The sequence below is a fragment of the Rhizobium sp. ZX09 genome (assembly GCF_017357485.1).
GTDB classification, from domain to species: Bacteria; Pseudomonadota; Alphaproteobacteria; order Rhizobiales; family Rhizobiaceae; genus Agrobacterium; species Agrobacterium pusense.
This window is the reverse complement of record NZ_CP031364.1, coordinates 1903329-1927294: the sequence shown is the minus strand read 5'-3', so window position 1 is coordinate 1927294 and position 23966 is coordinate 1903329. Positions and strand designations below refer to the sequence as shown.

Genomic DNA, 23966 nt, shown 5'->3' with positions numbered 1-23966 from the left:
ACCCTTCGGGCCACCTTCTCCCCGGCGGGGAGAAGAAAAATGCCGCAGCGCCGCGACATATCTCAATATGCCATCTGAGTGACCTGTACGCCCTTATTTACCTCGCACCCCAGGTATCCGTCAGCCGATACCCTTCCGGCCATGGATCCGACGGATCGAGCATGTGCTGGTGTATTCCGGTGATCCAGCCGCGGCCGGATATTTCCGGCAGGATGGCCGGGCGGTCGCCGACTGTTGTGGTCCCGAGGATACGGCCTGTGAAGGTCGAGCCGATCAGCGACACCGCCGTCAGCGTTTCCCCTTCCTTCATTTCGCCGCGTGCATGCAGCACGGCCATACGGGCCGAAAGCGCCGTGCCGGTGGGGGAGCGGTCCACCTTGCCCGGCTGGATGGCGACGGCCGCCCCTGCCCGCAGGCCTTCGGCCGTGCGTTCCACCTTGCCGGCGAACAGGCAGAAGGAAAAATGCCGCCAGTCCGGGTTTTCGGGATGATCGAAACCCAGAGCCTTGTTGGCGGCGTTGGTGATGCGCACGCCGAGGCGGGCAATCTCGTGCGCCTCTTCCGGTTTCAGGCTGAAGCCCATTGCTTCGGCATCGACGATGACGAAACTGTCGCCGCCGTAGGCCGTATCCACTTTGAGCTTTCCAAGGCCTTCGACCTCGAGTTCGGCATCAAGCTTCGCGGCGAAGCTTGGCAGGTTCTGCACGAAAATACGCTCGGCCTTGCCGTTGCGGCATTCGGCCCGCACCTTCACCAGCCCGCCGGGAGCTTCCAGCAGCATATGGGTTTCCGGCTCCTGCATCGGCACGATACCGCCATCGAGAAGGACGGTGGACACGCAGATGGAGTTAGAGCCGGACATGGGCGGCGTATCCTCCGGCTCCATGATGATGAAGGCGGCATCCGCATCAGGATGTTTCGGCGGAACCAGCAGATTGACGTGGCGGAATACGCCGCCGCGCGGCTCATTCAGCACGAAGTTGCGAAGCGTCTCATCACGGGCGATGAAACGGCTCTGTTCCCAGATCGTTTCGCCTGGTGGCGGCTTGACGCCACCGACAATCACATCCCCCACCTCGCCTTCCGCATGGGCGGAAATGACATGAACGGTCTTAATACTGCGCATTGAATTCTCCTCAGGAAAGCCAGGCGGGAAGACGGGAAGCGGCACGGCCGGTCAACGCGCTCTCGACGCAATCGGCAAGGCTGCCGAAGCGCACCGCGCGGCCGCTGAGGCCGGGTCCGTAATGGGCGTATTTACCGGAATTGGTCATCAAGGCGCGCGTCTTCGTCGGGAAGACCGGCTCGGAAATCGAACACCAGCAGAGATCAGGCAGCACCTGTACGCCACAGTCCTTCAATTTCTGCAGCGTGCCGTCCTGCGCAGCTGCATCGATGACCTGCTGGCCGGCTGTGACGATGACGGCGACATCCGCACGGCGCCTGCGACCGTCGAAAACTGCCGCAAGGGCGCGGCACTCCTCCAGCGACGCGTGGGGACTACCGATGGCGACCAGTTGCACCTCCTCCGGTCCCTCGTTCAGCAGCGACCACCCGGCCGCCATATCGGCAAGCGAAATGCCGACCGTGTCGGCCGTTTCCAGAGGCGCGATACCGGCTTCCGGCGTAACGCCCTCTATATGCAGCATGGGCGCTGCGGAGGTGGTGCCGAAGGCAGCGCAGAGCGCTTTCAAATCATCCCGCGAGGGTTTCGCAGCCCCAAGTCCGCGCAGCAGCGGTATGCAATCGGGGGCAGCCTTGCCGGCGAGATAACCGACGAGCGGCCAGAACGCATCGTCTATCCCTTGCGGCAGCATCACGTCCACGATGCGCTGCGGCCGGCGATTTTCCTCCAGGTAAACACCCGAAAGCGGCGCCCTGCCCGTCATCGCGATACATAGATCGAGGAAATCGGGATGTTTGGCAGTGCGTGCACCAAGCACCGTATTGGCAAAAATCACCGCGTTCGATTCCGCCCAGGCAATCGATTCACCCGCGCCCGGCGCGCTGTCGAGCAGGTAAGGCGAACAGGTGAAGGTGGGCCGACAGCCCATGCGCACATAAGCATCCGCCAGTCTCGCCGCCGGATCGCCGAAATCATCCGGCACGCCCTGTGCCCGCCAGTTGGCCTTGTCCACCGAAATGGCGTTCATGGTCGTCGGCACCCGGACCTTGCCACCCATCTCAGCCATTTTTTCCGCGAAGGTGAGATTGGCGGGACTGGCATAGATGCAGCCGTCAATATGGCCCTGTGTGACATTAACGAGCGCGGAAGCGCCCTGCTGGGCTGCCATGGCGACGATGATGCGCATGGCCTGGCGCACGGCGATGCCGTCGCGCCCTTCCAGCATCGCGCGGTCGTCACCCGTGAGATCGAGACGGGCAGTCGCGGGATGCGCTATGGCAAGCGAAAGGCCATCGGCCTCGATGCTGTTTTCATCGATGCGAACATGGGCCGCGCGGGAAAAGCGGGCAAAACTTTCGGCGTCGAGACGGACGACCGGCAGCGCCCGCTCGAACATTTCCGCCGCGACAAGTGCGCCCAAGGTCAGCACATCCTCCGCCTCGCAGAAAACGAGAGCGGATGGCGCCCGGCCCGTTAGAATAAGGTCGAGCAGAACGCCAGACCCGGTGCACGAGCCCCGGCTGGTCGGCATGAAGAGCACGCCGCCGGTTAGACTGACGCCGTGCAGCGGGTGATGCACGTCGATCACCCTGCCGGTGGCGGGATCGACACCGCCCCAGAAACTCAGCGCTTCCGTCGTGGCGATCACGGGGCCTTCGGCCGCACCGGTAAGAATGCTGCGGGCTTGCGGAACGGCAGAAGACATCGAAAATCTCCCTAAGGCATTTCCAGTATAAGCGCGTCGCGCTTTGAGCCCCGGTAAATGCGTGAAAAAGTGCTAGAGAATTTTTGCGTTTCGGGAAAAAGCCGAAATCCTCTAGAAACGTTGCGGCGAAAAAGCGCTTGTGTCGATGGCGGGTTTTTGCCCCGTCAGAATGTCGGCGACGATGCGCGCCGTACCCGCAGATTGCGTCAGTCCCAGATGTCCGTGGCCAAAGGCGTAGACCACCCGCGCCGTGTGTCGCGCATGCCCAATGGCCGGCAGGCTGTCCGGCAGCGAGGGGCGAAAGCCCATCCACTGCTTGCCGCCTTCGGTTTTCAAGCCCGGCAGGAAGGCTTTCGCCTTGGCCAGCAGCGCTTCGGATCGGGCAAAATTGGCTGGAAGCTCCAGCCCGCCCAACTCGACCGCACCGCCGACGCGGATGCCGGAGGAAAGCCGGGTAACGACGAAACCATGGCCGCCGAAGGTCACCTGCGTCCGCAGATCGAATGCGCCTGAGGGCAGGGTTGTATTATAGCCCCGTTCCGTTTCCAGCGGAATTTTTTCCCCGAGCGAACGGGCAATGCGGTGCGAAAAGGCGCCTGCCGCCAGTACCACCCGGCCTGCCTTGCGCGTGCGGCCGTCATGGCTAACCACCTCGACCCCATCCTCCAACGGCCGGAGCGAGGCGATATCGAGGCATTCGATACGCCCGCCCATGGTGCGAAAATGGTCGGCCAGCGCCAGTGTGTAAAGCCTGGGATCGGCAATGGAATACCAGCCAGGCGTGAACGTGCCGCAGGTGAAGCGCGGTGCGATGCCGGGCTGTATCTCGGCCATCTGCTCTGCGTTCAGATGCCGGAACTCGATACCGTGGCGCTCACGCGCCTTCCAGCCGCCGAGTGACGCTTCGAATTCCGCATCGCTTTCATAGACCTGGAGGTTGCCTTCCCTGCGCAGCCTGGCAATGGTGTCGGTTTTTTTGAGGAACGGCTCCAGTTCGGCCCTGGAAAGGTCCATCAGTGCCGTCTGCGCTGCAGTTGAGTGCTCCACCTTCGAGACGGCGCAGGCCCGCCAGAACCGCAACATCCAAGGCGCGATCTTCAGCGCATAGGCCGGCGGCACGCTGAGCGGCCCAAGCGGATCGAGCAGCCACTTCGGCGCCTTCCAGAGAATGCCGGGCGACGCGAGCGGCAGGATATCGGTGAAGGCGAAGGCGCCGGCGTTGCCAGCCGAAGCGCCCGCCGCCGGTCCCTCACGGTCGATCACCGTGACCGAAAGACCGCGGCCCTGCGCCGCGATTGCCGCCGAGAGGCCGACAACGCCGGCCCCGATGACGATGACATCATTTGCAGGCATTACCGAACGCTCGCCAGGAACTTCTGCGTCTCGGGATGCTGTGGTGCGCCGAACAACTGATCTGGCGTGCCGATCTCGGCCATCACGCCCTGATGGAAGAAGGCGACGCGGTTCGAGACATCACGGGCGAAGGCCATTTCGTGCGTGACGCAGATCATCGTCATGCCCTCATCCGCCAGCATCTTCAGCGTGTCGAGCACCTCGCCGACCAGCATCGGATCGAGCGCGGAGGTGACTTCGTCAAACAGCATGTATTCCGGCGACATGGCGAGCGCGCGGGCGATCGCCATACGCTGCTGCTGGCCGCCTGACATGCGGTTCGGATAGACCTTCAGCTTTTCGGCAAGGCCGACGTGGGTCAATTGCTTGACCGCAATTTCTTCGGCCTTCTCTTTCGAAATACCGAGCACCTTGCGCGGCGCCAGCATGACGTTTTCAAGCACCGTCAGATGCGGAAAGGCGTTCCATTGCTGGAAGACGATTCCGACCTTGCGGCGCAGCTTGTTGAGATCGGTCGACTTTGCATGCACCTCGGTGCCATCGATGACGATCTTGCCGCTGTCGATCGGCTCGAGGCCGTTGATGCAGGTGAGCAGCGTCGACTTGCCGGAACCGGAGCCGCCGATGATGGTGACGACCTCGCCCTTGTTGACGGTGAGGTTGATCCCTTTCAGAACCTCCAGCGGGCCGAAGGATTTGCGGACGTTTTCGATCTCAATCATTGGGGGACCACCGTCTTTCGAGATACCCGCCAAAACGGGCGATGGGGAAGCTGATAAGGAAGTAGATGGCGCCGCAGATCATCAGGATGGTCAGCGGTTCCTGCAGGCGGGTCACGAGAATCTGCGAGGCACGCAGAAGCTCAATGAGCCCGAGCCAAAGGACGAGCGCTGAATCCTTCATGACCCCCAGCGTCAGGCCGATCCAGGCAGGCAGCGACACGCGCGTGGCAAGCGGCAGAACAATGTACCGCATGTCCTGCGACCAGGTCATACCGAGCGACCGGCAGGCGCGGCGGGTGTTCGAGGGCACCGCTTCGATGCCGCCACGCACGATTTCCGTGCAATAGGCCGCGGTATAAAGCGACAGAACCACGCAGGAGGTCGTAAAGGGTGGCCAGCCGAGCTTTGCGATCGACTGGAAGGCATTGCCGAGAACCAGCTGGATAAGCAGCGGCACGGAACGGAAGACATCCAGAACGAAGGTGAGCGGCAGGGCCCAGTAAGGCCCGAGCTGGAAGCGGAGGACGCCGAAGATGATCCCCATGATGGTGCCTGCCGTGACGGCGACGGCGGTGACGGCAAGCGTCATGCCGGCACCCTTGGCCAGGAAGGCGAGATCACTCCAAGTGAGAGCGGTTTCAAACATGGCTCACCTCTCTCAGTAACGGAACAGACGCGCGGCCAGCAATCTGGCGGCGAGCGTGACGATCTTGGCGATCACGTAATAGATGACCGCGGCGAGCGCGAAAAATTCGAAGGTGCGGAACGAACGTGCGTTCAAGGCCTGCGTGACACCGGCGAGATCCGTGTTCATGCCGACCGTGACGCCGAGCGAGGTCATGAGGATTGCCCAGACCATCTGGTTCGTGGCCGGCAGGAAAGCAACCCGCAGCATCTGCGGCAGGATGATCAGCCTGAAGGTCTGCATCGAGGTCATGCCGAGCGAGCGGCCCGAACGCGTCTGCGTATCCGGAATGGCCTTCAGCGCGCCACGGAAATTTTCCGCGAGATAACCGGCATTATTGAAGGCGATGCCAACCAGAAGCGCGGTATAGGGGCTCAGATGAATGCCGAAATTGCCGAGCCCGAAATGGGCCATGTAGATCTGGAACAACGCAGGCGTATTGCGGGCTATTTCCACCCAGACCGAGGCGAAGGCGCCGAGGATACGGTTGCCCGAAAGCCGGAACAACGTGAGAACGATGGCGCAGGAGACACCGATGACCATCGACAGGATAGCGATCTGCAGCGTCACCACCGCACCGTCCAGAAGCTGCGGCAAAGCCTTCAGCGCCTGATTCCAGTGAAATGTGTAGTTGAACATAACCGTCTCACCTTTCAGAAACGATCGACGGCGCGATCATTCGACCGCGCCGTTTCCGAAAAGTCCTGATCAGCGATAAACGCCGTTGACGGTGAGCGAAGGCACTTCGCCGCCAACCCATTTTTTGTAGAGCTCGGCGTAGCGGCCGGTGCGAACCTGCTGATTGATGAAGAGGTTCAGGTAGTTGATGAAGCCGTATTCATCCCGGTTGGTGAAGAGCGCGACGTAATCGATGTCGTAAGGCGCCTTGCCGACCACCGAGATACCGGCGAACTTGCCGCTCTTGACGTTGGACTGCGCAACGGTCGACGTGGAAACGGTGGCATCGATCTGCCCCTGGCTCAGGGCAAGGAACACATCAGCCTGGGTCTGGTAAGGACGGAATTCGCCGACGCCCCACTCCTTGACCGACTTTTCAAGCGCAATGGCTTCGAACGTGCCGGCGGTTGCGCCGACCGTCTTGCCCTTCATGTCCTCGAAGGACTTGACGCCGGACTTGTCGTAGGCGGTAACGGCCATTTCGAAGGCAAAGTAAGGCACGGTCATGCCAACCGTTTTGGCGCGCTCCAGCGTATCGGAGGTCGAAGCGACACCGACGTCGACGCGGCCGGACATCAGTGCCGGAATACGCTCGGGGAACGGCGTCTCGACGATTTCAGCCGTGACGCCGAGCGCCTTGGCGAGGTCGTTGCAATAATCGACGTCGAAACCGATAGGATTGTTGGCGTCATCGCGCGCGCCCATGGGCGGGAAGTCGAGCACAACCGCGCAACGCAGCGTGCCAGACGAGATGATGTCGTCAAGCTTGTCGGCCTTGGCCGGGGTGATAGCGGAAGTGGCGGCCAGCAGGCCGGCGAAAATGACCGATTTTTTCATTCTTGATTTGCTCCCAGAATTGGTCTGCCCTTGAAGGCGCGGTCACTATTTCCCCGTGGGGCTGAGAAATCAATAGAAAAATACAATGAGTATACAAAAAGAATTTTTTGCATCTGCGAACTGATGAGGTGTCGTGGATGATTACGCGAGCCGGCGCGGGGGAGCGAACAAGGTGGGCGAAACATTCAGCCTCCTTCATGCCGTTGCTTTTCACAGGAATCTAGCCAGCCCAAATCTCTGGGCTGAAAGAGGCTTTCCGATGCGCGCACGCGCGTCGACTGCAATCCTATGACAAGCACAGGAATGAGGGCTTAAGGTATCTTCGTGTTTGAGACGGTGGCCTTCTGCTGTGACTGAGCTTCATCGAAAAGACACGTTGCAATACTCACACCTTTGTATACTTTATGTATTCAAAATGTGCGAGCCCGACATCGGAGGATAATGATGAGCGACACCACCACCTTGACCATTGAAGAGCTTTCGACGCGGGTCGAGGCGATTTTCAGCAAGGCGGGCCTCAATAAGGTGCAGTCGGGCGCATTGGCACGCGTCATCACCGCCGGTGAGCGCGATGCCTGCAAATCGCACGGCATTTACCGTATCGAAGGCGCCCTCCGCACCGTCAAGGCCGGCAAGGTGAATCCGGATGCGATACCTGAAGTGGCCGAAGACGACGGCACGGCCGTCGTCAAGGTCAATGCCCATGGCGGCTTTGCCAACCCCGCCTTCGAACTCGGTCTGCCGGTTCTGGTGGAGCGGGCGAGACGCTCGGGCATCGCAGCACTCGTCGTCAATGACTGCACGCATTTCTCGGCGCTCTGGCCGGAAGTCGAAGGGCTGACCGAAAACGGTCTCGCCGGGCTGGTCATGTGCCCGAGCTATTCCACCGTCGCGCCCACCGGCGGAACCAAGCCTCTGCTTGGCACCAACCCCTTCGCCTTCGGTTGGCCGCGCAAGGACACCTCCCCTTATGTCTTCGATTTCGCGACGTCGGTTGCGGCCCGCGGTGAAATCGAACTACACCGGCGTGCCGGAAAGCCCCTGCCGGAAGGCTGGGCTCTGGACGCTGACGGCAAGCCGACGACCGACCCGGAGGCGGCCCTCGCCGGTTCCATGCTGCCCTTTGGCGGCCACAAGGGATCGGCCATCGGCACCATGATCGAGCTTCTCGCCGGCATCATGATCGGCGATCTCACTAGCCCCGAAGCGCTCGAATTTCTCGGCACCACCACGCTTGCCCCCACCCATGGCGAATTGATCGTCGCTTTTTCACCTGAAGCCTTTGCCAAGGGCCGCCCCGGCGACCCCTTCCAGCGCGCGGAAGTGCTGTTCGACGCCATTATCGGCCAGGGCGCCCGCCTGCCCTCGGGCCGCCGCTTCATTGCCCGCGCTAAATCCGAAAGCGAAGGCATCACGCTTACCGCCGCCGAAATGGCCGGGCTCGACCGGCTGCTGGAAAAGGGGCTGGACGCGGTTTCCTGACCATTTGGATGGGGAAATGGAAAAAAGGCCCGCAATTGCGGGCCTTCATAACGACAACGTCACCCAGCGTTTTTTTGCGACTGCATAGCATCCCCGCCCTGTCAGCCCGGACTAGATCCGGGGTCCAACGCGATCAAGTCCTTGACCGCGGAAGAGACCTTTCATGACGCAGACGCGCCCCGGCTGGATGCCGGATCTTGTCCGGCATGACGGAGGAGAGACATCAAACCTCATCGCATGCAAAAAAGGCCCGCAGTTGCGGGCCTTTTTTTCACAGCAGCAATATCTCAGGCGGCCTTGCAGGCCTGCACTGCGCCCGGCAGCTTGCTCCAGTCGGCGTACCAGCTCTTGAACAGCTTGAACTGTGCTTCGACATAACCCCGCTGGCTGTCCGTCAGTGCATCTGTTTCGTTGAAGTGCAGCGTGTATTCCTTGTCGCCCTTCAGCACCATCATGTGCTTGAAATAGAGAACCAGATCCGGGCCCTCGTCGAAGGACGAAAGAACGGCCAGCGCCTGTTCCAGTTCCAAGGCGCGTGCGCGGGCATCGGCGTCACCCTTGGCGGCAGCCTGCGACAGCTTGCAGAGGTGGATGACTTCCTTCGGCAGCACGTTGCCAATGCCGGTGATGGCGCCGGTTGCGCCGCAATTGACGAAGCCGTGGAAGACAGCGGTGTCGACACCGATCATCAGCGTGACTTCATCGTCACGGCTGGTGATGTTTTCAGCCGCATAGCGCATATCCGCCGGGCCGCCGAATTCCTTGAAACCAACGAGGTTCTTGTGCTCGGCGCGCAGCGCGAAGAAGAGATCGGCGCGGGTCGCAAAACCATAATAGGGGCTGTTATAGATGACGGCAGGGATTTCCGGAGCAGCCGAGAGGATTGCCTTGAAGTGAGCCTTCTGGGCGGCGATGACCGAACCGCGCGACAGAACGCGGGGAATGACCATCAGGCCCTTGGCGCCAACCTTCTGGGCGTGGGCGGCATGGGCAACGGCAGACGCCGTGTTGACCGCTCCGGTGCCGACGATGACGGGAACACCGGCCTTCACCAGACGCTCCACGCCTTCCATGCGCTGCTCGTCCGTCAGGAGCGGCCAGTCGCCCATGGAGCCGCAATAGACCACGGCGGACATGCCATCGGCGATCAGTTCCTTGCCCTTGCGAACAAGCGCATCGAAATCGGGGGTGCGATCATCCTTGCAGGGGGTCATCAAGGCGGGAATCACGCCGGAAAAAATGCTGGCCGTCATTACTAGCTCCTAAGGGACATGTTTTTCGGGAATGGACGCACGTCCGCGCCACCCTTTCGAGAGGGACATTACTATCTTGTATTTTATTTGTCGACAAGAAATCGACAAGCTACAGATTTATTTCCAGCCGTTCGTTTCGCACCAGCAGTTTCTGCACCTGCCGGACGATCTGTTCGGCGTGCTCCCGCGCCAGCCTTTCGGAAAGAGCGATATCGCGTGCGGCAATCGCCTCGATCATCTCTTCATGATCATCGACAAAGCGCTTCGGCAGACGATCGTCATAGGACTGGTAATAAAGCCTGAGAATGCGCCGCCCCTCGTCCAGCAGCCGCTTGAACAGGCTGGTGAAATAGGGGTTGCGCCCGGCCTCCGCGATGGAAAGATGAAGGGCGGCGTTGGTGGAAATCATCGCCAGCGCATCCTGCTCCTCCACCGCAACGGCGAATTCCGCATTATGGGCGCGAATGCCAGCCAGATCTTCTGGACGGTGATATTGCGCGGCAAGCTGGGTCGTTACCCGGTACATCAAGACCAGCGCATCGAAATAGGTGTGCATGTTGAGGAAATCGATGTTCGACACCATGGTGGAGCGGTTCGGCAGCGTATCGATCAGCCCCTCGCCCGAAAGCCGTACCAGCGCCTCACGGATCGGCGTTCGCGACATCTTGAACCGTTCGGCAAGCTGCACTTCATCAATGGGACTGCCGGGTGGCAGGACGAGATCAAGAATCTCGTCGCGCAGCAGATCGTAGACCATCTTCACACCGGAGCCGCGCTTGCGCTCGGCAGAAGCAATTATATCCGTCATAATCAAATCCTTCTTGTCGACATAAAGAGTACTATTATATTTTTTCGTTATCAACGACGTGTCACCGGGTCGCTGGCTTGCATGACGGAATAATTGTTCAAAAACAACAAAAAGACGTCGCGAAAATTGCCCGCGACGGCTTTCGATCGTTCGGTTTGTGGCGCAGACGTCTTTATCGCGCTTTCACGGCCGAAGCAGCGAATAGCGGCTTCCAGCGGCGATGCGACGCCTTACTCGGAGATCAGTTCCGCAGGCCGGTGGCCACGACGGAAATCTTGAAAGCGCCGTCCAGCGTTGGGTCGAACGAAGCGCCCATCACAACATCGGTTTCCTCGCTGACAGCCTCACGTACCAGCGTCATCGCTTCATCAATCTCGTAAAGCGTCAGGTCGTTGCCGCCGGAAATGGAGACCAGCGCGCCACGGGCTTCCTTCAGCGAGGGCTCGCCGAGCAGCGGATTGGCAATGGCCGCTGCCGCTGCTTCCGAAGCACGCTTTTCGCCCTTGGCCTGTGCGGTGCCCATCAGCGCCCGGCCGCCATTCTTCATGACGTATCGCACATCGGCGAAATCGAGATTGACCAGACCTTCACGCAAAATGAGATCGGTGATGCAGCGCACGCCGAGCGACAGCACCTTGTCGGCGGTTTTGAGCGCATTTTCGAAGGTGGTGCCGGCATCGGCAATGCGCAGCAGGTTCTGGTTGGGAATGACGATGACGGTATCGGCCGTGTTGAGCAGATTGGCGAAACCGTACTCAGCAGCCCGCATGCGGCGCACGCCCTCAAAGCTGAAAGGAAGCGTGACGACACCAACTGTGAGAATGTTCTTTGCACGGCAGGCTTCGGCAATAACGGGTGCCGCACCCGTCCCGGTGCCGCCGCCCATGCCGGCGGTGATGAAACACATATCATAGCCGCTCAGGTGATCCATGATCTCATCGAGGGAATCGATCGCAGCCTGCCGGCCAACCTCGGGATCAGCACCCGCTCCAAGCCCGCCCGTCAGTTCTGAGCTGAGCTGCACGAGCCGTGGCGCATTGGTCTTCTTCAGCGCCTGCGCATCCGTATTGGCCGCGATGAAATCGACGCCGCCGATACCCTCGGCAATCATGTTGTTGATCGCGTTTCCGCCACCGCCACCAACTCCGACGACGGCGATGTTGGGAGTGTTGCGGGCAATGGTGGCGCGCGGAGACTGTGTCATCGTCTAATTCTCTTTCCAAATTCATAGGGTCCCGCGCCGGTTTTGACCGCGGCACGCGATTGATCGGTGGCGTTCCCGCTCTTCCTTCCTGGCGCGCGAAGGAGGCCGTAACGTCTTGAATTTCCATGTAAGCCTTAAGGACCGATTGCGGCCAAAAGACTGGTGCTCCAGCGGCGAAAGATGCGCTACGGCGACGTTCCTCCACCCTTCCCCCGGATGAAAACCAAACCGAATCAACTGCTTCGCTATCAAGAGGTGATAGCCCAAAAGGCACGTTGTTTACACTCCATTCACTATGTTTATCTCACTTTGGAACGAGTTGGCCCGCCGGGTGTTTGCTTGCCGACCGTGCTGAGGCGGCGGGTGATGAGATCAAACAGTCCCGACGCTCCAGATATTGTCGAAGCACCAGACGACCCCAAACCGCGGCGTATTTTTTCAGTTCGGTGCTTGGTAGCGTACTCAATGGAGGCAGGCATATGTTGGCAGACGTTTTGCAGAGTGAACCCGGCTTCCGCATGGAGCAGCCGCGGGTACTGATCGTGGAAGACGAGTTCCTCATCGCCATGGACATAGAGGATTCCATTCTTCAGGCGGATGAAGAGGCAGACGTCATCGGTATCGCCAACAAGCTGGATGATGCCGTGGCACTTGGCCGCCGCGCCGATATTGCATTTGTCGACGTCAATCTTGCCGATGGACAAACCGGGCCGGAAATCGGGCGACGGCTTTCCGAAGAGCACGGTGTGGTGGTCATCTTCATGACCGCAAACCCCGAGGTCGTGGTTAATCTCGGCATCGGTGCCGGCGTCATCGCCAAGCCCGTTCCGCAGGATGCAGTCGAACAATGCCTCACTTATGCACTCGCCAGACGCGCAGGCACCCGTGCCGTGACGCCCATCGGCATGATGGCATTCGACTGAGATATACCAACACGGAAAACGGTCAAAAACAAAAAAGCCTGCCGCGGGAGGAGGTGCGGCAGGCTTTCTGAAAAGATGAACAGCGATATGGGAGGAGGAAAACCGCTGTCCCCGGGGCAATCCTTTGGGAGGAGGAGTAGGATCACCCGCTTTACGAAAAGGATGTGGGAGGAGGTACATCCGTTTCGATGAGAGGAACATACCATTTCCCTGCGCATTTGACAGGCACAAGGTTGCAGCACAGATATGCGCTGAGCGCATGGCGTCCGTCACGAAGGAAGATACCGGGCACTCACCCGCTTATCGCGGATCCGGCCTTTACCGATTTCCCAACCTGCACGGAACCTCGACAGCAATCGAGAACAATGCGGCGCATCCGGTGGGAGCGCCGCCTCGCTGTCAGACACCCCCAATGAAGTGCCTTCATTTTCAAACCAAACAAAAACGCCCGCAAAGCGGGCGTTGAAGCATTCAGAATGTGGCGGTATCGCCCTATTTACTTGCCAACAGCGGCGCGAGCGACACTGGTGATCTGGCTGCGATCGATACCGAGATCGTGCAGTTCACGGGTGCTCATGCGGCCGAGTTCGGTGATGGTCTGACGATATTTGCGCCAATTGTTGAAGCTGCGTGCTACGTTCATGACATTACCCTTTCTGAGGTTTAGGTGACGTCAGTAACGTTTTCGTTCCGGCGTCCTTCGATGACCTCTATATGCGCTTTCCAATGGGGAATTAACAGGCAGAATAAGGCAATCCACCCATGCGTCAGACGCAAGGGTTGCCGGCGCCGGTTTGCGTTGAAACAGAAACGTGGCTGAAATTCAGACAGTTCGCAGGACCTTATAACGTCGCGGCGGCTTAGAACTTGTAGCGGACTCCGAACACGTTGGCGTTTGTGGCGCCCTTCATGTTGCCAAGTGTTTTGCCGCCACCGGAACGGTGGTGGAGGCGCCAGAAGAATTCCGTCGAGGAACCCTCGCTGAAAGACACGTTGATTTCCGGCCCCAGATAAAAAAGGACATTGGCGTTGCCGTCGTCCTTGATTTCCTGTTCGCGCTCGCGGCCGGGCTGCGCATCCGTAACAAGGCTGAGCCCTGCTGTAAAACTTGGGGTGATGAACAGTCGCTCTCCAAGCCTGATCTGTTCATAACGCGCGACCGGGCCCGCCCACACCTCGCCGGTGAAGCCCTTGCCGAACCTGACGGCCATGCCGACCTCACCGCCCAGTTTTATGTTGCCGATACGGTAAGGATAGAACTGATAGCCGCCGCCGATGACAGCGTTTCTTTCATAGTCCACGGGAATAAGCGCCGCGCTTTTCAGCATGTCTTCTTTTGTCATGGCGCCAGCGAAGCCGAATATCGCCTCACTCGTCTCAGAGGTCATATCCTCCGACGCGAAAGATGATGTGGCAGCCAGTGCGACCATGGCTGCAGTCGACAGACGTGCTGCAATATTCATCGTGCTACTCCTGAACAAAGCCCGCTTTACCCTGCCGTCCTCATAGGCATAAACGCGGAAGGCGAACATACCGTTACCGAACACAATTAATTCAACTTGCGTGGAATCGGCTGAAACATGCGCATGATTCCGATGCTGTCAGCGCAGGAAACGCCTGAACCGGCGAAGCGCAAAAACGAAAAGAGCCGAGCCGATGGCAAGCAGCGCAAGCAGTTGCGGCCAGACCACATCCAGCCCCGCCCCTCTGAAAAGCACCGATTGCGCCAGGATGATGAAATGGGTGTTTGGCGCAAGAAGCATGATGTACTGGATGATATCAGGCATGCTTTCGCGAGGCGTCATGGCGCCGGACAGCACCTGCAACGGCAACAAAAACAGGATCAGCAACATGCCGAATTGCGGCATGGACCCGGCGACTGTCGCGAGAAAAATTCCCATGGAAGTCATGGCGAAGAGTTGCAATGCCGTTCCGAGCAGGAAAAGAGAAAGCGAGCCTTCGATGGGAATGGCAAGCAGGCCCCTCACCACCACGAACAGGGAAAATGCAGAGGCCACCAGCACGACCAGCCCCATGGACCACACCTTGCTGAGCATGATTTCCAGCGGCGTCACCGGCATGACCAGCAGATGCTCGACCGTTCCGTGTTCTCGCTCGCGAATGAGCGCCGCGCCCGTCAACACGATGGATAGCATGGTAATGGCGGTGATGATGTTGTTGATCGAGCCGAACCAGGACTTGTCCAGTTCCGGATTGAAGCGGGAACGTAGCGTGAGGTCCACCGGCACCGAGGTCGCGCCGCGATAGCGGTCGACATACTCCTGTATTTCGCTCGTCACGATGCTCTGCACATAACCGCCACCGCTGAAAGCCTGGCTCATGCGGGTAGCGTCGATATTGAGCTGGATGGCCGGCTGCTGTCCGGCCATCAGCCGGCGCTGGAAATCCGGGGGAATGTTGAGCGCGAAGGTATCGAGGCCCGCATCCATGCGCTTGTCCATTTCAGCGATGGAAATCTGCTTCGGCGGGGAGAAATAGGGCGGATAAAACGCCGTGCTGATGCGGCTGGAAAGCGGCGACTGATCCTCATCGACAATGGCGATGGCCGCGTTGTTCAGCGTCTCCGGCAGCGCGCTGGAACCGGTATAGATCTGCAGCGTGAAGGCATAGACGATAAGCAGCATCAGCATTCCGTCTCGCGCGAGACCGCGCAGTTCCTTTATGCCGAGCTGGAAGATGTTGGACGAAAAAAGCCTCATGACGCCTGCTTTCTCAAAAGTGCAGCGCCGGCAATGAGGAGCAGTGGAATGGCGATGAGAAGCGGTAGAAACGAGCCGGAAAGTCCGGCGAAATCCAGGCCCTTGGAGAAAGTTCCGCGCGAAATGGTCATGAAATAGGTGGCAGGATAGACGTTGCCGATAAAGGCGCCCGCCCCTTGCAGCGACGAGACGGGATCGATCATGCCCGAATATTGCGTCGCCGGAATGAGCGTCAGAAGAGCCGTGCCGAAGATTGCCGCAATCTGGCTCTTCATGAAGGAAGACATGAGGAGGCCGATGGATGTGGCGATGATGACATAGAGCAGCGCGCCCGTCGCATAAGCGAGATAACTTCCGGTGAACGGCACCTGAAAGATGAAGACCGCAAATGCCGTCAGAAGCACGAAATTGAGCATGCCAAGGGCGACATAGGGAAGCTGCTTGCCGATCAGGAATTCCAGCCGCGTGGTCGGCGTCACGTATAGATTGACGATCGAACCGAGCTCTTTTTCCCTGACGACGCTGAGGGCCGCCAGCATTGCGGGGATGAGCATGAGAAGCAGCGGAATGACCGCCGGCACCATGGCGACAAGGCTCTTGACGTCGGGATTGTAACGATAGCGCGTTTCGATGCTGAAGCTGCTTTGCGTGGCCGCGCTGCCGTAAATTTCGGCGGCCTTCCGCGCCAGCCATGTCTGATGCATGCCCTGCACGTAACCGCGAACGGTCTCCGCCCGCTGCGGCATGGCGCCGTCTATCCACGCCCCTACCTCCACAGTCTTGCCGCGCAAGACATCGCGGCCAAAGCCAGGAGGAATTTCTATGGCAAGGCTCAGTTCGCCATCACGCATCCGCCGGTCCATATCGGCATAGTCCCGGATAGGTTCCTTCTCGATGAAATAACGGGAGCCGGCAATGTCGAGCACGTAATCGCGGCTGATGGTGGAATCGTCGCGATCCAGCACCGCGAAAGTCAGGTCCTCGACATCGAGATTGATGCCGTATCCGATGACGAACATCAGGATGACGCTGCCGAGCACGGCCAGCGTGCCGCGAATGGGATCGCGCTGCAGTTCCAGTGCCTCGCGGCGCGTATAGCTGAACATGCGCCTGAAATCGAAAAATCTCTTTCGGGTGGGCGCCGCATGTTGCGTCACCTGCACGTCCGCTGCTGCCACAGATGCTGTCGCAGGCGCGTCCCTCGTAACCCCGGAAGCATCTTCCAGATAGGCGACGAAAGCCTCTTCAAGTGTTGCGGCATTACGGCTTCTGGTGATCGCCTCGGGCGTATCGCTGATCAACACCTTGCCGGCGTGCATCAGCGAAATCCGGTCGCAGCGCTCCGCCTCGTTCATGAAATGGGTGGAGATGAAGATGGTGACATTATCGTTGCGCGAGAGATCGGCGAGGATTTGCCAGAAGCCGTCCCGCGCCACCGGGTCGACACCAGAGGTCGGCTCATCGAGGATGAGAATATCGGGCGAATGGATCATCGCCACCGCCAGCGACAGCCTCTGCCGGATGCCAAGCGGCAGGTCGTCCGGCAGCGTGTCCATGACCGCGCCAAGATCGAAACGCTCCGCCATTTCGGCGATACGCGGTTGAATTGCCTCTTCCGGCAGCTTGAACAGGCGGGCGTGCAGATCAAGGTTCTGCCGCACCGTCAGTTCCGAATAGAGCGAGAAGGCCTGGCTCATGTAACCGACGCGGTGGCGGATCGCCATGTCGCTCGCATCCACCTTGTGTCCGAAGAGCTTCGCCTCTCCTTCGCTGGCGGCCAGAAGGCCCGTCAGCATCTTCATGGTGGTGGATTTTCCGCAGCCATTGGAGCCGAGAAAGCCAAAAATCTCGCCGCGCGGAATCTTGAAGCTGACATTGTCGACGGCGGTGAAATCGCCGAAACGCATGCTAAGGTGGGATGCCTCGATGGCATAATCACCCTCACCGGTCGGCTTTCGTGGCGCGATATGGACTTCGTGGTGATCCTTGCGCTTTTCTTCGGGAAGAAGCGCGATGAAGGCGGCGTCGAGATTGGGTGCCGCGGTGCGGTCGAGAAGTTCGGCGGGCGAGCCGGTGGCTAGAATCTTGCCGCCATCCATGGCAACCAGCCAGTCAAAACCGGCGGCCTCCTCCATATAAGCCGTTGCGACGATGACGCTCATGCCCGGACGCCCGGCACGGATAGAGTCGATCAGTTCCCAAAACTGCCGCCGCGATAAAGGATCAACGCCTGTCGTCGGCTCGTCCAGGATCAGCAGGTCCGGGTCGTGGATGAGCGCGCAGCAGAGCCCCAGCTTCTGTTTCATGCCCCCGGAGAGCTTCATCGCGGGACGATCGGCAAAAGGTTCGAGGCCGGTGCTCTTGAGCAATTCGGCGATACGCGCCTGCCGTTCCCTTGCGTCCTGTCCGAACAGCCGCCCGAAAAAGTCGATGTTTTCAAAGACCGACAGGGTGGGATAGAGGTTCTTGCCAAGGCCCTGCGGCATATAGGCGATACGCGGGCAGGTATCCTCGCGGTGGCGCGGATCGGACATGTCGCCGCCTAGAACCTCCACCTTGCCCTTCTGGATGGCGCGCGCGCCCGAGACCAGCGACAACAGGCTCGATTTGCCTACGCCGTCAGGCCCGATGAGCCCTATCATCAGCCCGGCGGGTATCTCGACCGATATGTCGTCCAGCGCAACCGTGCTTCCGAAGGTCAACCGCACATCGGTCAATCGCGCAACGGGTGCGTTTCTGTCATTCGTTTCGGGAGGCGCGACCATAGCGGCCACCCTCACTTGACGAGATTGCGTTCGAGATTCTCCGGCCAGGCGGCCTCCGGATCAAGCCGGACATAGGCCATGCCGGGCAGCCCGGTTTTCACATATTGAATATATTTCTGCAGAAGTGCCTGGGGGATTTGCGCCCTTACCCGGAATGTCAGCTTCTGGCGTTCCTCTTCGGTCTCCACCGTTTTCGGTGTGAACTGCGCGACATCCGCGACGAAGGACACTTTTGCCGGAATGGTGTATTGGGGGGCGGCATCCAGTATCAGTCGAACATCAGACCCCATGGACGTGCGGCCAGCCTCGGCCGTTGGCAGGAAAAACGTCATATAGACGTCGCCGAGATCGACGAGGTTCAGAACCCGTCCACCGGCGGAAAGCACTTCTCCGGGCTGGGCGATGCGATATTGCACGCGACCGTCGCGGGGCGATTTCAGCGTCGCATCGGCTATGTCAGTCTCGATGCTCTCGATGTCAGCCTGTGCGGCGTCTACCGCCGCTTCGGCGTCGACGATCTGCGCCTTGGCGGCGTTGATCGCGGCGTCGGAAGCCGCAAGCGAGGCCTGCGCAGAGGCGAGCGTTGCGCGGGCGGACTGCTCGGCGGCCTCGCTGTCATCAACGATCTGCTGCGAGACCGCATTGCCCGTCAGCAATTGTTTCGAGCGTGCATTGGTCTTGGAGGCGGAATCGAGCTGGGCCTTGCGCTGTTCCACCACCGCAAGCGCCGACGTCTTTTCCGCTTCACGCTGGGCGACAAGACTGTGGGCCGTGTCGATTGCTATTTTCGCACGGCGAAGCTGTGCTTCCGCCTGGCGTTTCCTCGCCTCCAGCTGGGCCGTATCCATCTGCGCCAGAACCTGTCCGGCCTTCACGAAATCACCCTCGCGGACCATAATATCCTGAAGGCGGCCGGCGGTCTTGGTGGAGATATCGATCTCGACGGCCTCGATGCGACCGTTACTGGCCACGAATCCCGAAGGCAGGCCCTCGGCCGTCAGCTTCGACCAGGCGAAATAGCCGGCCACGGCCAGAACCACAACCGCCAGACCAATGAGCAAGCCCTTTTTAGACATCCGTCTTCCCCATGAACCCTTCAGTTTCAACCGTAGTACGATAAAACCGAAGAAGCCAGCCACCATCACGTTCATAATTCGTACCTGGTATTTCCCGCACTGAAAGCGGAATAACCGGTTTCCGGGACTGTCTACGCCAGAGAGCGGCCTGCAGCCTTGACACAAGTCAAGCGGCGAAAGGATTTAATGGAGAGCGTCATCAAGGCGCCCCCGTTCGCCGGCAGTTAACCGGCTCACCTTTGAGAACACCGACGGTACCAAGCGATCATACCGATGCCGCGCCATCCCCTCGACAATCGGACGTCATCCTCGAGCTTGTCCCGAGAATGACAGAGTAGGGTCTTCGATAGCGCTTGCGAAAGGATGATGTGGGCTCGCTGCACACCTCCGATCCGTTATTGAGGGCGATGATGTTTACACAGCCCGCGCCCGTTTCACCTCCGCCTGCGTCCATTCCGGCAGCCAGTCACTATGGGCCAGCAGCAGATCGTCCACCAAGGACCAAATCTGATCGAGATCGAGTTCCGCCGCAGTATGCGGGTCCATCATCGCAGCGTGAAAGATGTGGTCGCGGTTTTCGCTCATCAACGCCCGCACGGTCAGCTCCTGAACATTGATGTTGGTGCGCATCAGCGCGGTGAGCTGCGGTGGCAACTCGCCGATGAAGGTGGGCTGCACGCCGTTATGATCGACCAGGCACGGCACTTCCGCCGCGCAATCCGATGGCAGCGAGGTGATGCATCCATTATTGCGCTGGTTGCCGTAGATGACGGAGGGCTCGCCGGTCCAGACCGAATTGATGATCGAGGAGGCATATTCCTTCGACTGCTTGACCTCGATCTTTTCGGCCGAGCGATAGGCGGCCGCCTGGCCCTTCCAGCGCTCGATCTGTTCGATGCAGCGCTTGGGATATTCATCGAGCGGAATGCCGAATTTCTCGATCAGGTCTTCGCGCCCCTCCTTGATGAAATAGGGCGTGTATTCCGCGAAATGCTCGGAGCTTTCGGTGACGAAATAACCGAGCCTCGTCAGCATCTCGTACCGCACCTTGTTGGGGCAGCGTGGGTTCCAGCCGGGTTTTGGCGCGCGGCCTTCGCGATAGGCGCGCACGAGATCGGGGTAGAGGCTCCTGTAGCTGCCATCGGGCTGGCGATGCTCGAATTCCAGGAAAAACGCCATATGGTTGATACCGGCCGAACGGTAGCGGATTTCCTCATAGGGAATATCGAGATCATGGGCGAGTTCCATCGCCGTGCCCTGCACGGAATGGCAAAGACCCACCTGCCGGATCGTCGGGTATTTTTCGGCAATCGCCCAGGTGTTTATCGCCATGGGATTTACATATTGCAACATGATGGCGTTCGGGCAGAGGGCCAGCATGTCCTCGCAAATCTTCCAGAGGTGAGGCACGGTGCGCAAGCCGCGCATGATGCCGCCGACGCCAAGTGTGTCAGCAATGGTCTGGCGCAGCCCATACTTACGCGGCACTTCGAAATCAGTGACCGTGCACGGCTCGTATCCGCCGATCTGGAACGCCACGATAACAAAATCCGCGCCGGAAAGCGCCTTTTTCTGGTCGGTATAGGTCTCGGCCTTCGCCTTTGCACCGAGCGTCGAAATCAGCTTGTTGACGACGATGGCGCTTTCTTCCAGCCTTTCACGGTTGATATCCATCAGCGCGATTGTGGCGCCGGAAAGGGCCGGACGCTGCAGCACGTCACCGATGATGTTCTTCATGAACACCGTGGAACCTGCGCCGATGAATGCAATCTTGGGATCTCTTGCCATGTCTACCTCCGGCAATTGGGAATTCAAGCGATTTCGAAAGCGGCTCGCACAAGCCGCTGTGTATATTCAGTTTTCGGCTGACTGAGCACGTCCTCGACAGGCCCCTCTTCGACAATCCGCCCGCGCTGCATGACGATGACGCGGTGGCAGAGGGCGCGGACCACTTTCAGGTCGTGGGAGATGAACAGGTAGCTCAAGCCACGCTCATCCTGCAGCTTGCGCAGGAGATCGATGATCTGCGCCTGCACGGAAAGATCGAGTGCGGAGGTCGGCTCATCGAGGAGGATGAATTCCGGCTCCAGCGCGACGGCACGCGCAATCGCGATGCGCTGTCTTTGGCCGCCGGAGAATTCATGCGGGAAACGCGAGAGGATGTTGCCGGGCATACCCGCCGCCTCCAGCGCGTCGCGCACCCGGTCCAGCCTCTCGGCCTTCGTTTTGCCGAGACCGTTGATGATGAGGCCTTCCTCGATGATCTGGCCAATGGTCATGCGCGGGTTTAGCGAGGCAAACGGATCCTGGAAGACGATCTGCATGCGCGACCGCAGAGGCCGCATTTCAGCCCGGGAACGGCCATCGACCCTCTGACCGTCAAAAACAACCTCGCCTCCGACAGGCTCGTTCAACCGGAGCAGGGACTGGCCGAAGGTCGTCTTGCCGGAGCCGGATTCACCCACGAGCCCCAGTGTCTCGTGCCGCCTGAGCGTCAAGCCGAGGCTGTCGACCGCTATCAGCTCCTTGAGTTCTGGTTTGAACAGGCCGCCATATCGCATCATGAAGGAGACGCGCACGCCGCTTGCCGTCAGGAGGACGCCGGAGTTCTCCGGCAGCGGCTTTGCCGTGCCCCGAGGTTCGGAAGCAAGCAGCCTTTTCGTGTAGGGATGCTGCGGCGCTGCAAACAGCCGCTCCGTGGTATTGTGCTCACGCATCTCGCCGTGCTGCATGACATAGACGTAATCGGAAAACTGCTTCACGATCGTCAGGTCATGGGTGATGAGCACTACGGCCATGCCGCGCTTCTTCTGGAGATCCCGGATGAGGTTGAGTATCTGCGCCTGTACCGTCACATCGAGCGCAGTGGTGGGTTCGTCGGCAATCAGCACGTCAGGATCATTGGAGAGCGCCATGGCGATCATAACGCGTTGGCGCTGGCCGCCGGAAAGCTGGTGCGGATATTGTTTGAGCCGCGCTTCCGGCTCCGGTATCTGCACCTGACGCAGCAGATCGAGCGCCCTCGCCTCTGCCTGCTTCTTGCTCAATTTCGAGTGGACGCGGATTGCCTCTACAATCTGGCTGCCGATCGTATAGATCGGGTTCAGCGAACTCATCGGCTCTTGAAAGATCATCGAGATGCGATTGCCGCGCAGCGCCCGGCGCTGGCGCGACGAGAATTTCAGGATGTCGTCGCCGTTGAACCGGACGACTGCCGATTTCGCGACTGTGGCGCGCTTGGTCAACAAGCCCATGACGGTGCGGGCTGTCACTGATTTTCCCGAACCGGATTCGCCGACGATGGCGATGGTCTCACCCCGGTAAAGCTGGAAGGAAATGTCCTTCACGGCCTCCACCATTCCGTGCTCCACCTTGAAGGTCACGGCAATGTTGCGGGCATCGATGATGGCGTTATCCTGACGATCATCCGCGTCGAAGCGGATGGCGGGGGCGAAGGTGTTGTTCAGGGCAGCTACCATGTCACGCTCCTCTCAATAGGGATCGACGGCATCGCGCAGGCCGTCGCCCAGCGCGTTGAAGGCAAAGACGGTGACCAGCACGAAACCAACCGGTGCAAGAATCCAGGGATAGGAACCTATGACCGAATAAGTAGCGGTATCCTGCAGCATCAGCCCCCAGGAGATCAGCGGCGGCTTTACCGCAAAGCCGAGGAAACCGAGGAAGGATTCGAGCAGCACGACGCTTGGAATATGCAAGGTCACCGCGACGATCACATGGCTCATCACATTCGGCAGGATGTGCTGGAAGATGATACGCCTGTCGGTGGCGCCAACAGCGATCGCCGCCCGGACATAATCGATCCGCGCCAAAGCCAGCGTCTTGCCGCGCACCTCCCTCGACATCTGCGCCCAGCCCAGCGCCGACATGACGCCGACCACAAAGACGAGGAACACGGTGGTTGGTGCGGTGACCGGAATAAGAGAAGTCAGCGCGAGATAGAGAGGCAATTGCGGGAAAGCGAGCACCACCTCCACGAAACGCTGCACCCAGGCATCCAGCGGCCCGCCGAAATAGCCTGAGATCAGCCCGACGCTGGTGCCGATGACGGTAACGATGGCGACAACACTGAGCGCAATGGCAAGCGAGATGCGCGAGCCATAAATGGCGCGCGACAGCACATCGCGCCCGAACTTGTCTGTTCCAAGAAAATGCACGGGCTGGCCATCGGTAGAGCCGAAGAAATGCCGGCTCATCGGAATGAGACCCAGAAGTTTGTATTCCGCACCCTTCACAAAGAAGCCGAGATAGACGGGATTATCGTAATCCGGGCCGACGATCGGCTGGAAGGTGACCGGATCGAGCTCTTCCGTCTCCGCAATGGCATAGACCCGTGGCGCCAGGCTGAAATTGCCGTCCTTGTCGGTGAACCGAACCACCTGCGGCGGTGAAAAACTGCCATGGGTTTCAAGCGGGTTCATCGGCGCGAAGAAGTCCGCAAAAATGGAGATGAGGATCAACAGCACCACCAGTACCAACCCGACCATACCCGTGAAGGATCGTCTGAGACGCCGCCAGACAAGCGCCAGATAGGTCTCGTTGCCATTGGCGGAGCGGTCGGGTTTTGCCGCGGCGGCCGTTTCGGTTTTCATCTCGTCAAACGCCATCATC

The 23966-nt window shown here is 59.7% G+C and carries 20 protein-coding genes; 2 read left to right on the top strand and 18 right to left on the bottom strand.

Annotation, left to right across the window (positions count from 1 at the left end):
- Positions 1-97: 97 nt before the first annotated feature.
- From BTN45_RS23425 to BTN45_RS23395, 7 genes are all read right to left on the bottom strand, one after another.
- On the bottom strand, positions 98-1126 hold the full coding sequence (locus BTN45_RS23425; RefSeq protein ID WP_006700304.1) for a proline racemase family protein: 1029 nt from the start codon (positions 1124-1126) through the stop codon (positions 98-100).
- A gap of 10 nt (positions 1127-1136) precedes the next feature.
- A complete protein-coding gene (locus BTN45_RS23420) occupies positions 1137-2831 on the bottom strand; it encodes an aconitase X (protein WP_207591385.1) in 1695 nt (564 codons plus the stop codon).
- 111 nt (positions 2832-2942) lie between these two features.
- A complete protein-coding gene (locus BTN45_RS23415) occupies positions 2943-4184 on the bottom strand; it encodes an FAD-dependent oxidoreductase (RefSeq protein ID WP_207591383.1) in 1242 nt (413 codons plus the stop codon).
- Positions 4184-4906, bottom strand: a complete 723-nt coding sequence (locus BTN45_RS23410) for an amino acid ABC transporter ATP-binding protein (protein WP_004444624.1) — start codon at positions 4904-4906, stop codon at positions 4184-4186. Before BTN45_RS23410 ends, BTN45_RS23415 begins: the two co-directional genes overlap by 1 nt.
- A complete protein-coding gene (locus tag BTN45_RS23405) occupies positions 4899-5552 on the bottom strand; it encodes an amino acid ABC transporter permease (protein WP_006700301.1) in 654 nt (217 codons plus the stop codon). Before BTN45_RS23405 ends, BTN45_RS23410 begins: the two co-directional genes overlap by 8 nt.
- Before the next feature lie 12 nt (positions 5553-5564).
- A complete protein-coding gene (locus BTN45_RS23400) occupies positions 5565-6230 on the bottom strand; it encodes an amino acid ABC transporter permease (RefSeq protein ID WP_004444628.1) in 666 nt (221 codons plus the stop codon).
- A 69-nt stretch (positions 6231-6299) separates the two neighbouring features.
- Positions 6300-7106, bottom strand: coding sequence for a transporter substrate-binding domain-containing protein (locus BTN45_RS23395; protein ID WP_207591382.1), 807 nt, complete (start codon positions 7104-7106; stop codon positions 6300-6302).
- A gap of 444 nt (positions 7107-7550) precedes the next feature.
- On the opposite strand from BTN45_RS23395, the gene BTN45_RS23390 reads away from it, so the two are divergent.
- Positions 7551-8588, top strand: a complete 1038-nt coding sequence (locus tag BTN45_RS23390; protein ID WP_207591381.1) for an Ldh family oxidoreductase — start codon at positions 7551-7553, stop codon at positions 8586-8588.
- A gap of 287 nt (positions 8589-8875) precedes the next feature.
- Here the strand turns inward: BTN45_RS23390 and BTN45_RS23385 are convergent, their stop codons facing one another.
- The 3 genes from BTN45_RS23385 to ftsZ all read right to left on the bottom strand — a co-directional run bounded on the left by BTN45_RS23385 (position 8876) and on the right by ftsZ (position 11853).
- Positions 8876-9841: a dihydrodipicolinate synthase family protein gene (locus BTN45_RS23385; protein ID WP_108081321.1), complete on the bottom strand. Its 966-nt coding sequence runs from the start codon at positions 9839-9841 to the stop codon at positions 8876-8878.
- 109 nt (positions 9842-9950) lie between these two features.
- Positions 9951-10649 carry a GntR family transcriptional regulator gene (locus BTN45_RS23380; protein ID WP_004444640.1) on the bottom strand — a complete coding sequence of 233 codons (699 nt, stop codon included), beginning with the start codon at positions 10647-10649 and terminating at the stop codon, positions 9951-9953.
- A gap of 241 nt (positions 10650-10890) precedes the next feature.
- On the bottom strand, positions 10891-11853 hold the full coding sequence (gene ftsZ, locus BTN45_RS23375) for a cell division protein FtsZ (RefSeq protein WP_004444641.1): 963 nt from the start codon (positions 11851-11853) through the stop codon (positions 10891-10893).
- A gap of 479 nt (positions 11854-12332) precedes the next feature.
- Between ftsZ and BTN45_RS23370 the strand changes: the two genes are divergently transcribed.
- Positions 12333-12776 carry a response regulator gene (locus tag BTN45_RS23370; protein ID WP_006700295.1) on the top strand — a complete coding sequence of 148 codons (444 nt, stop codon included), beginning with the start codon at positions 12333-12335 and terminating at the stop codon, positions 12774-12776.
- 496 nt (positions 12777-13272) lie between these two features.
- Here BTN45_RS23370 and BTN45_RS23365 read toward each other — a convergent pair whose 3' ends face one another.
- The 8 genes from BTN45_RS23365 to BTN45_RS23330 form a co-directional block, all read right to left on the bottom strand.
- A complete protein-coding gene (locus BTN45_RS23365; protein ID WP_004444643.1) occupies positions 13273-13419 on the bottom strand; it encodes a DUF1127 domain-containing protein in 147 nt (48 codons plus the stop codon).
- Between the two features lie 217 nt (positions 13420-13636).
- Entirely contained in the window at positions 13637-14239 is a 603-nt protein-coding gene (locus BTN45_RS23360) for a hypothetical protein (protein ID WP_035209641.1), read from the bottom strand.
- Between the two features lie 138 nt (positions 14240-14377).
- Positions 14378-15496: an ABC transporter permease gene (locus BTN45_RS23355; RefSeq protein WP_035209548.1), complete on the bottom strand. Its 1119-nt coding sequence runs from the start codon at positions 15494-15496 to the stop codon at positions 14378-14380.
- The gene (gene rbbA, locus BTN45_RS23350; protein ID WP_207591380.1) at positions 15493-18261 is read right to left on the bottom strand and encodes a ribosome-associated ATPase/putative transporter RbbA; all 2769 of its coding nucleotides are present in this window, start codon (positions 18259-18261) and stop codon (positions 15493-15495) included. The genes BTN45_RS23355 and rbbA overlap by 4 nt, the downstream gene beginning before the upstream one ends.
- 11 nt (positions 18262-18272) lie before the next feature.
- Positions 18273-19337, bottom strand: coding sequence for an HlyD family efflux transporter periplasmic adaptor subunit (locus BTN45_RS23345; protein ID WP_035209543.1), 1065 nt, complete (start codon positions 19335-19337; stop codon positions 18273-18275).
- A 414-nt stretch (positions 19338-19751) separates the two neighbouring features.
- On the bottom strand, positions 19752-21125 hold the full coding sequence (locus BTN45_RS23340; protein ID WP_207591379.1) for an alpha-glucosidase/alpha-galactosidase: 1374 nt from the start codon (positions 21123-21125) through the stop codon (positions 19752-19754).
- Between the two features lie 23 nt (positions 21126-21148).
- Complete coding sequence (locus BTN45_RS23335) at positions 21149-22816, bottom strand: ABC transporter ATP-binding protein (RefSeq protein ID WP_153775103.1); 1668 nt, start codon at positions 22814-22816, stop codon at positions 21149-21151.
- Positions 22817-22828: 12 nt separating this feature from the next.
- Positions 22829-23965, bottom strand: coding sequence for an ABC transporter permease (locus BTN45_RS23330; protein ID WP_022563840.1), 1137 nt, complete (start codon positions 23963-23965; stop codon positions 22829-22831).
- Position 23966 lies beyond the last annotated feature (1 nt).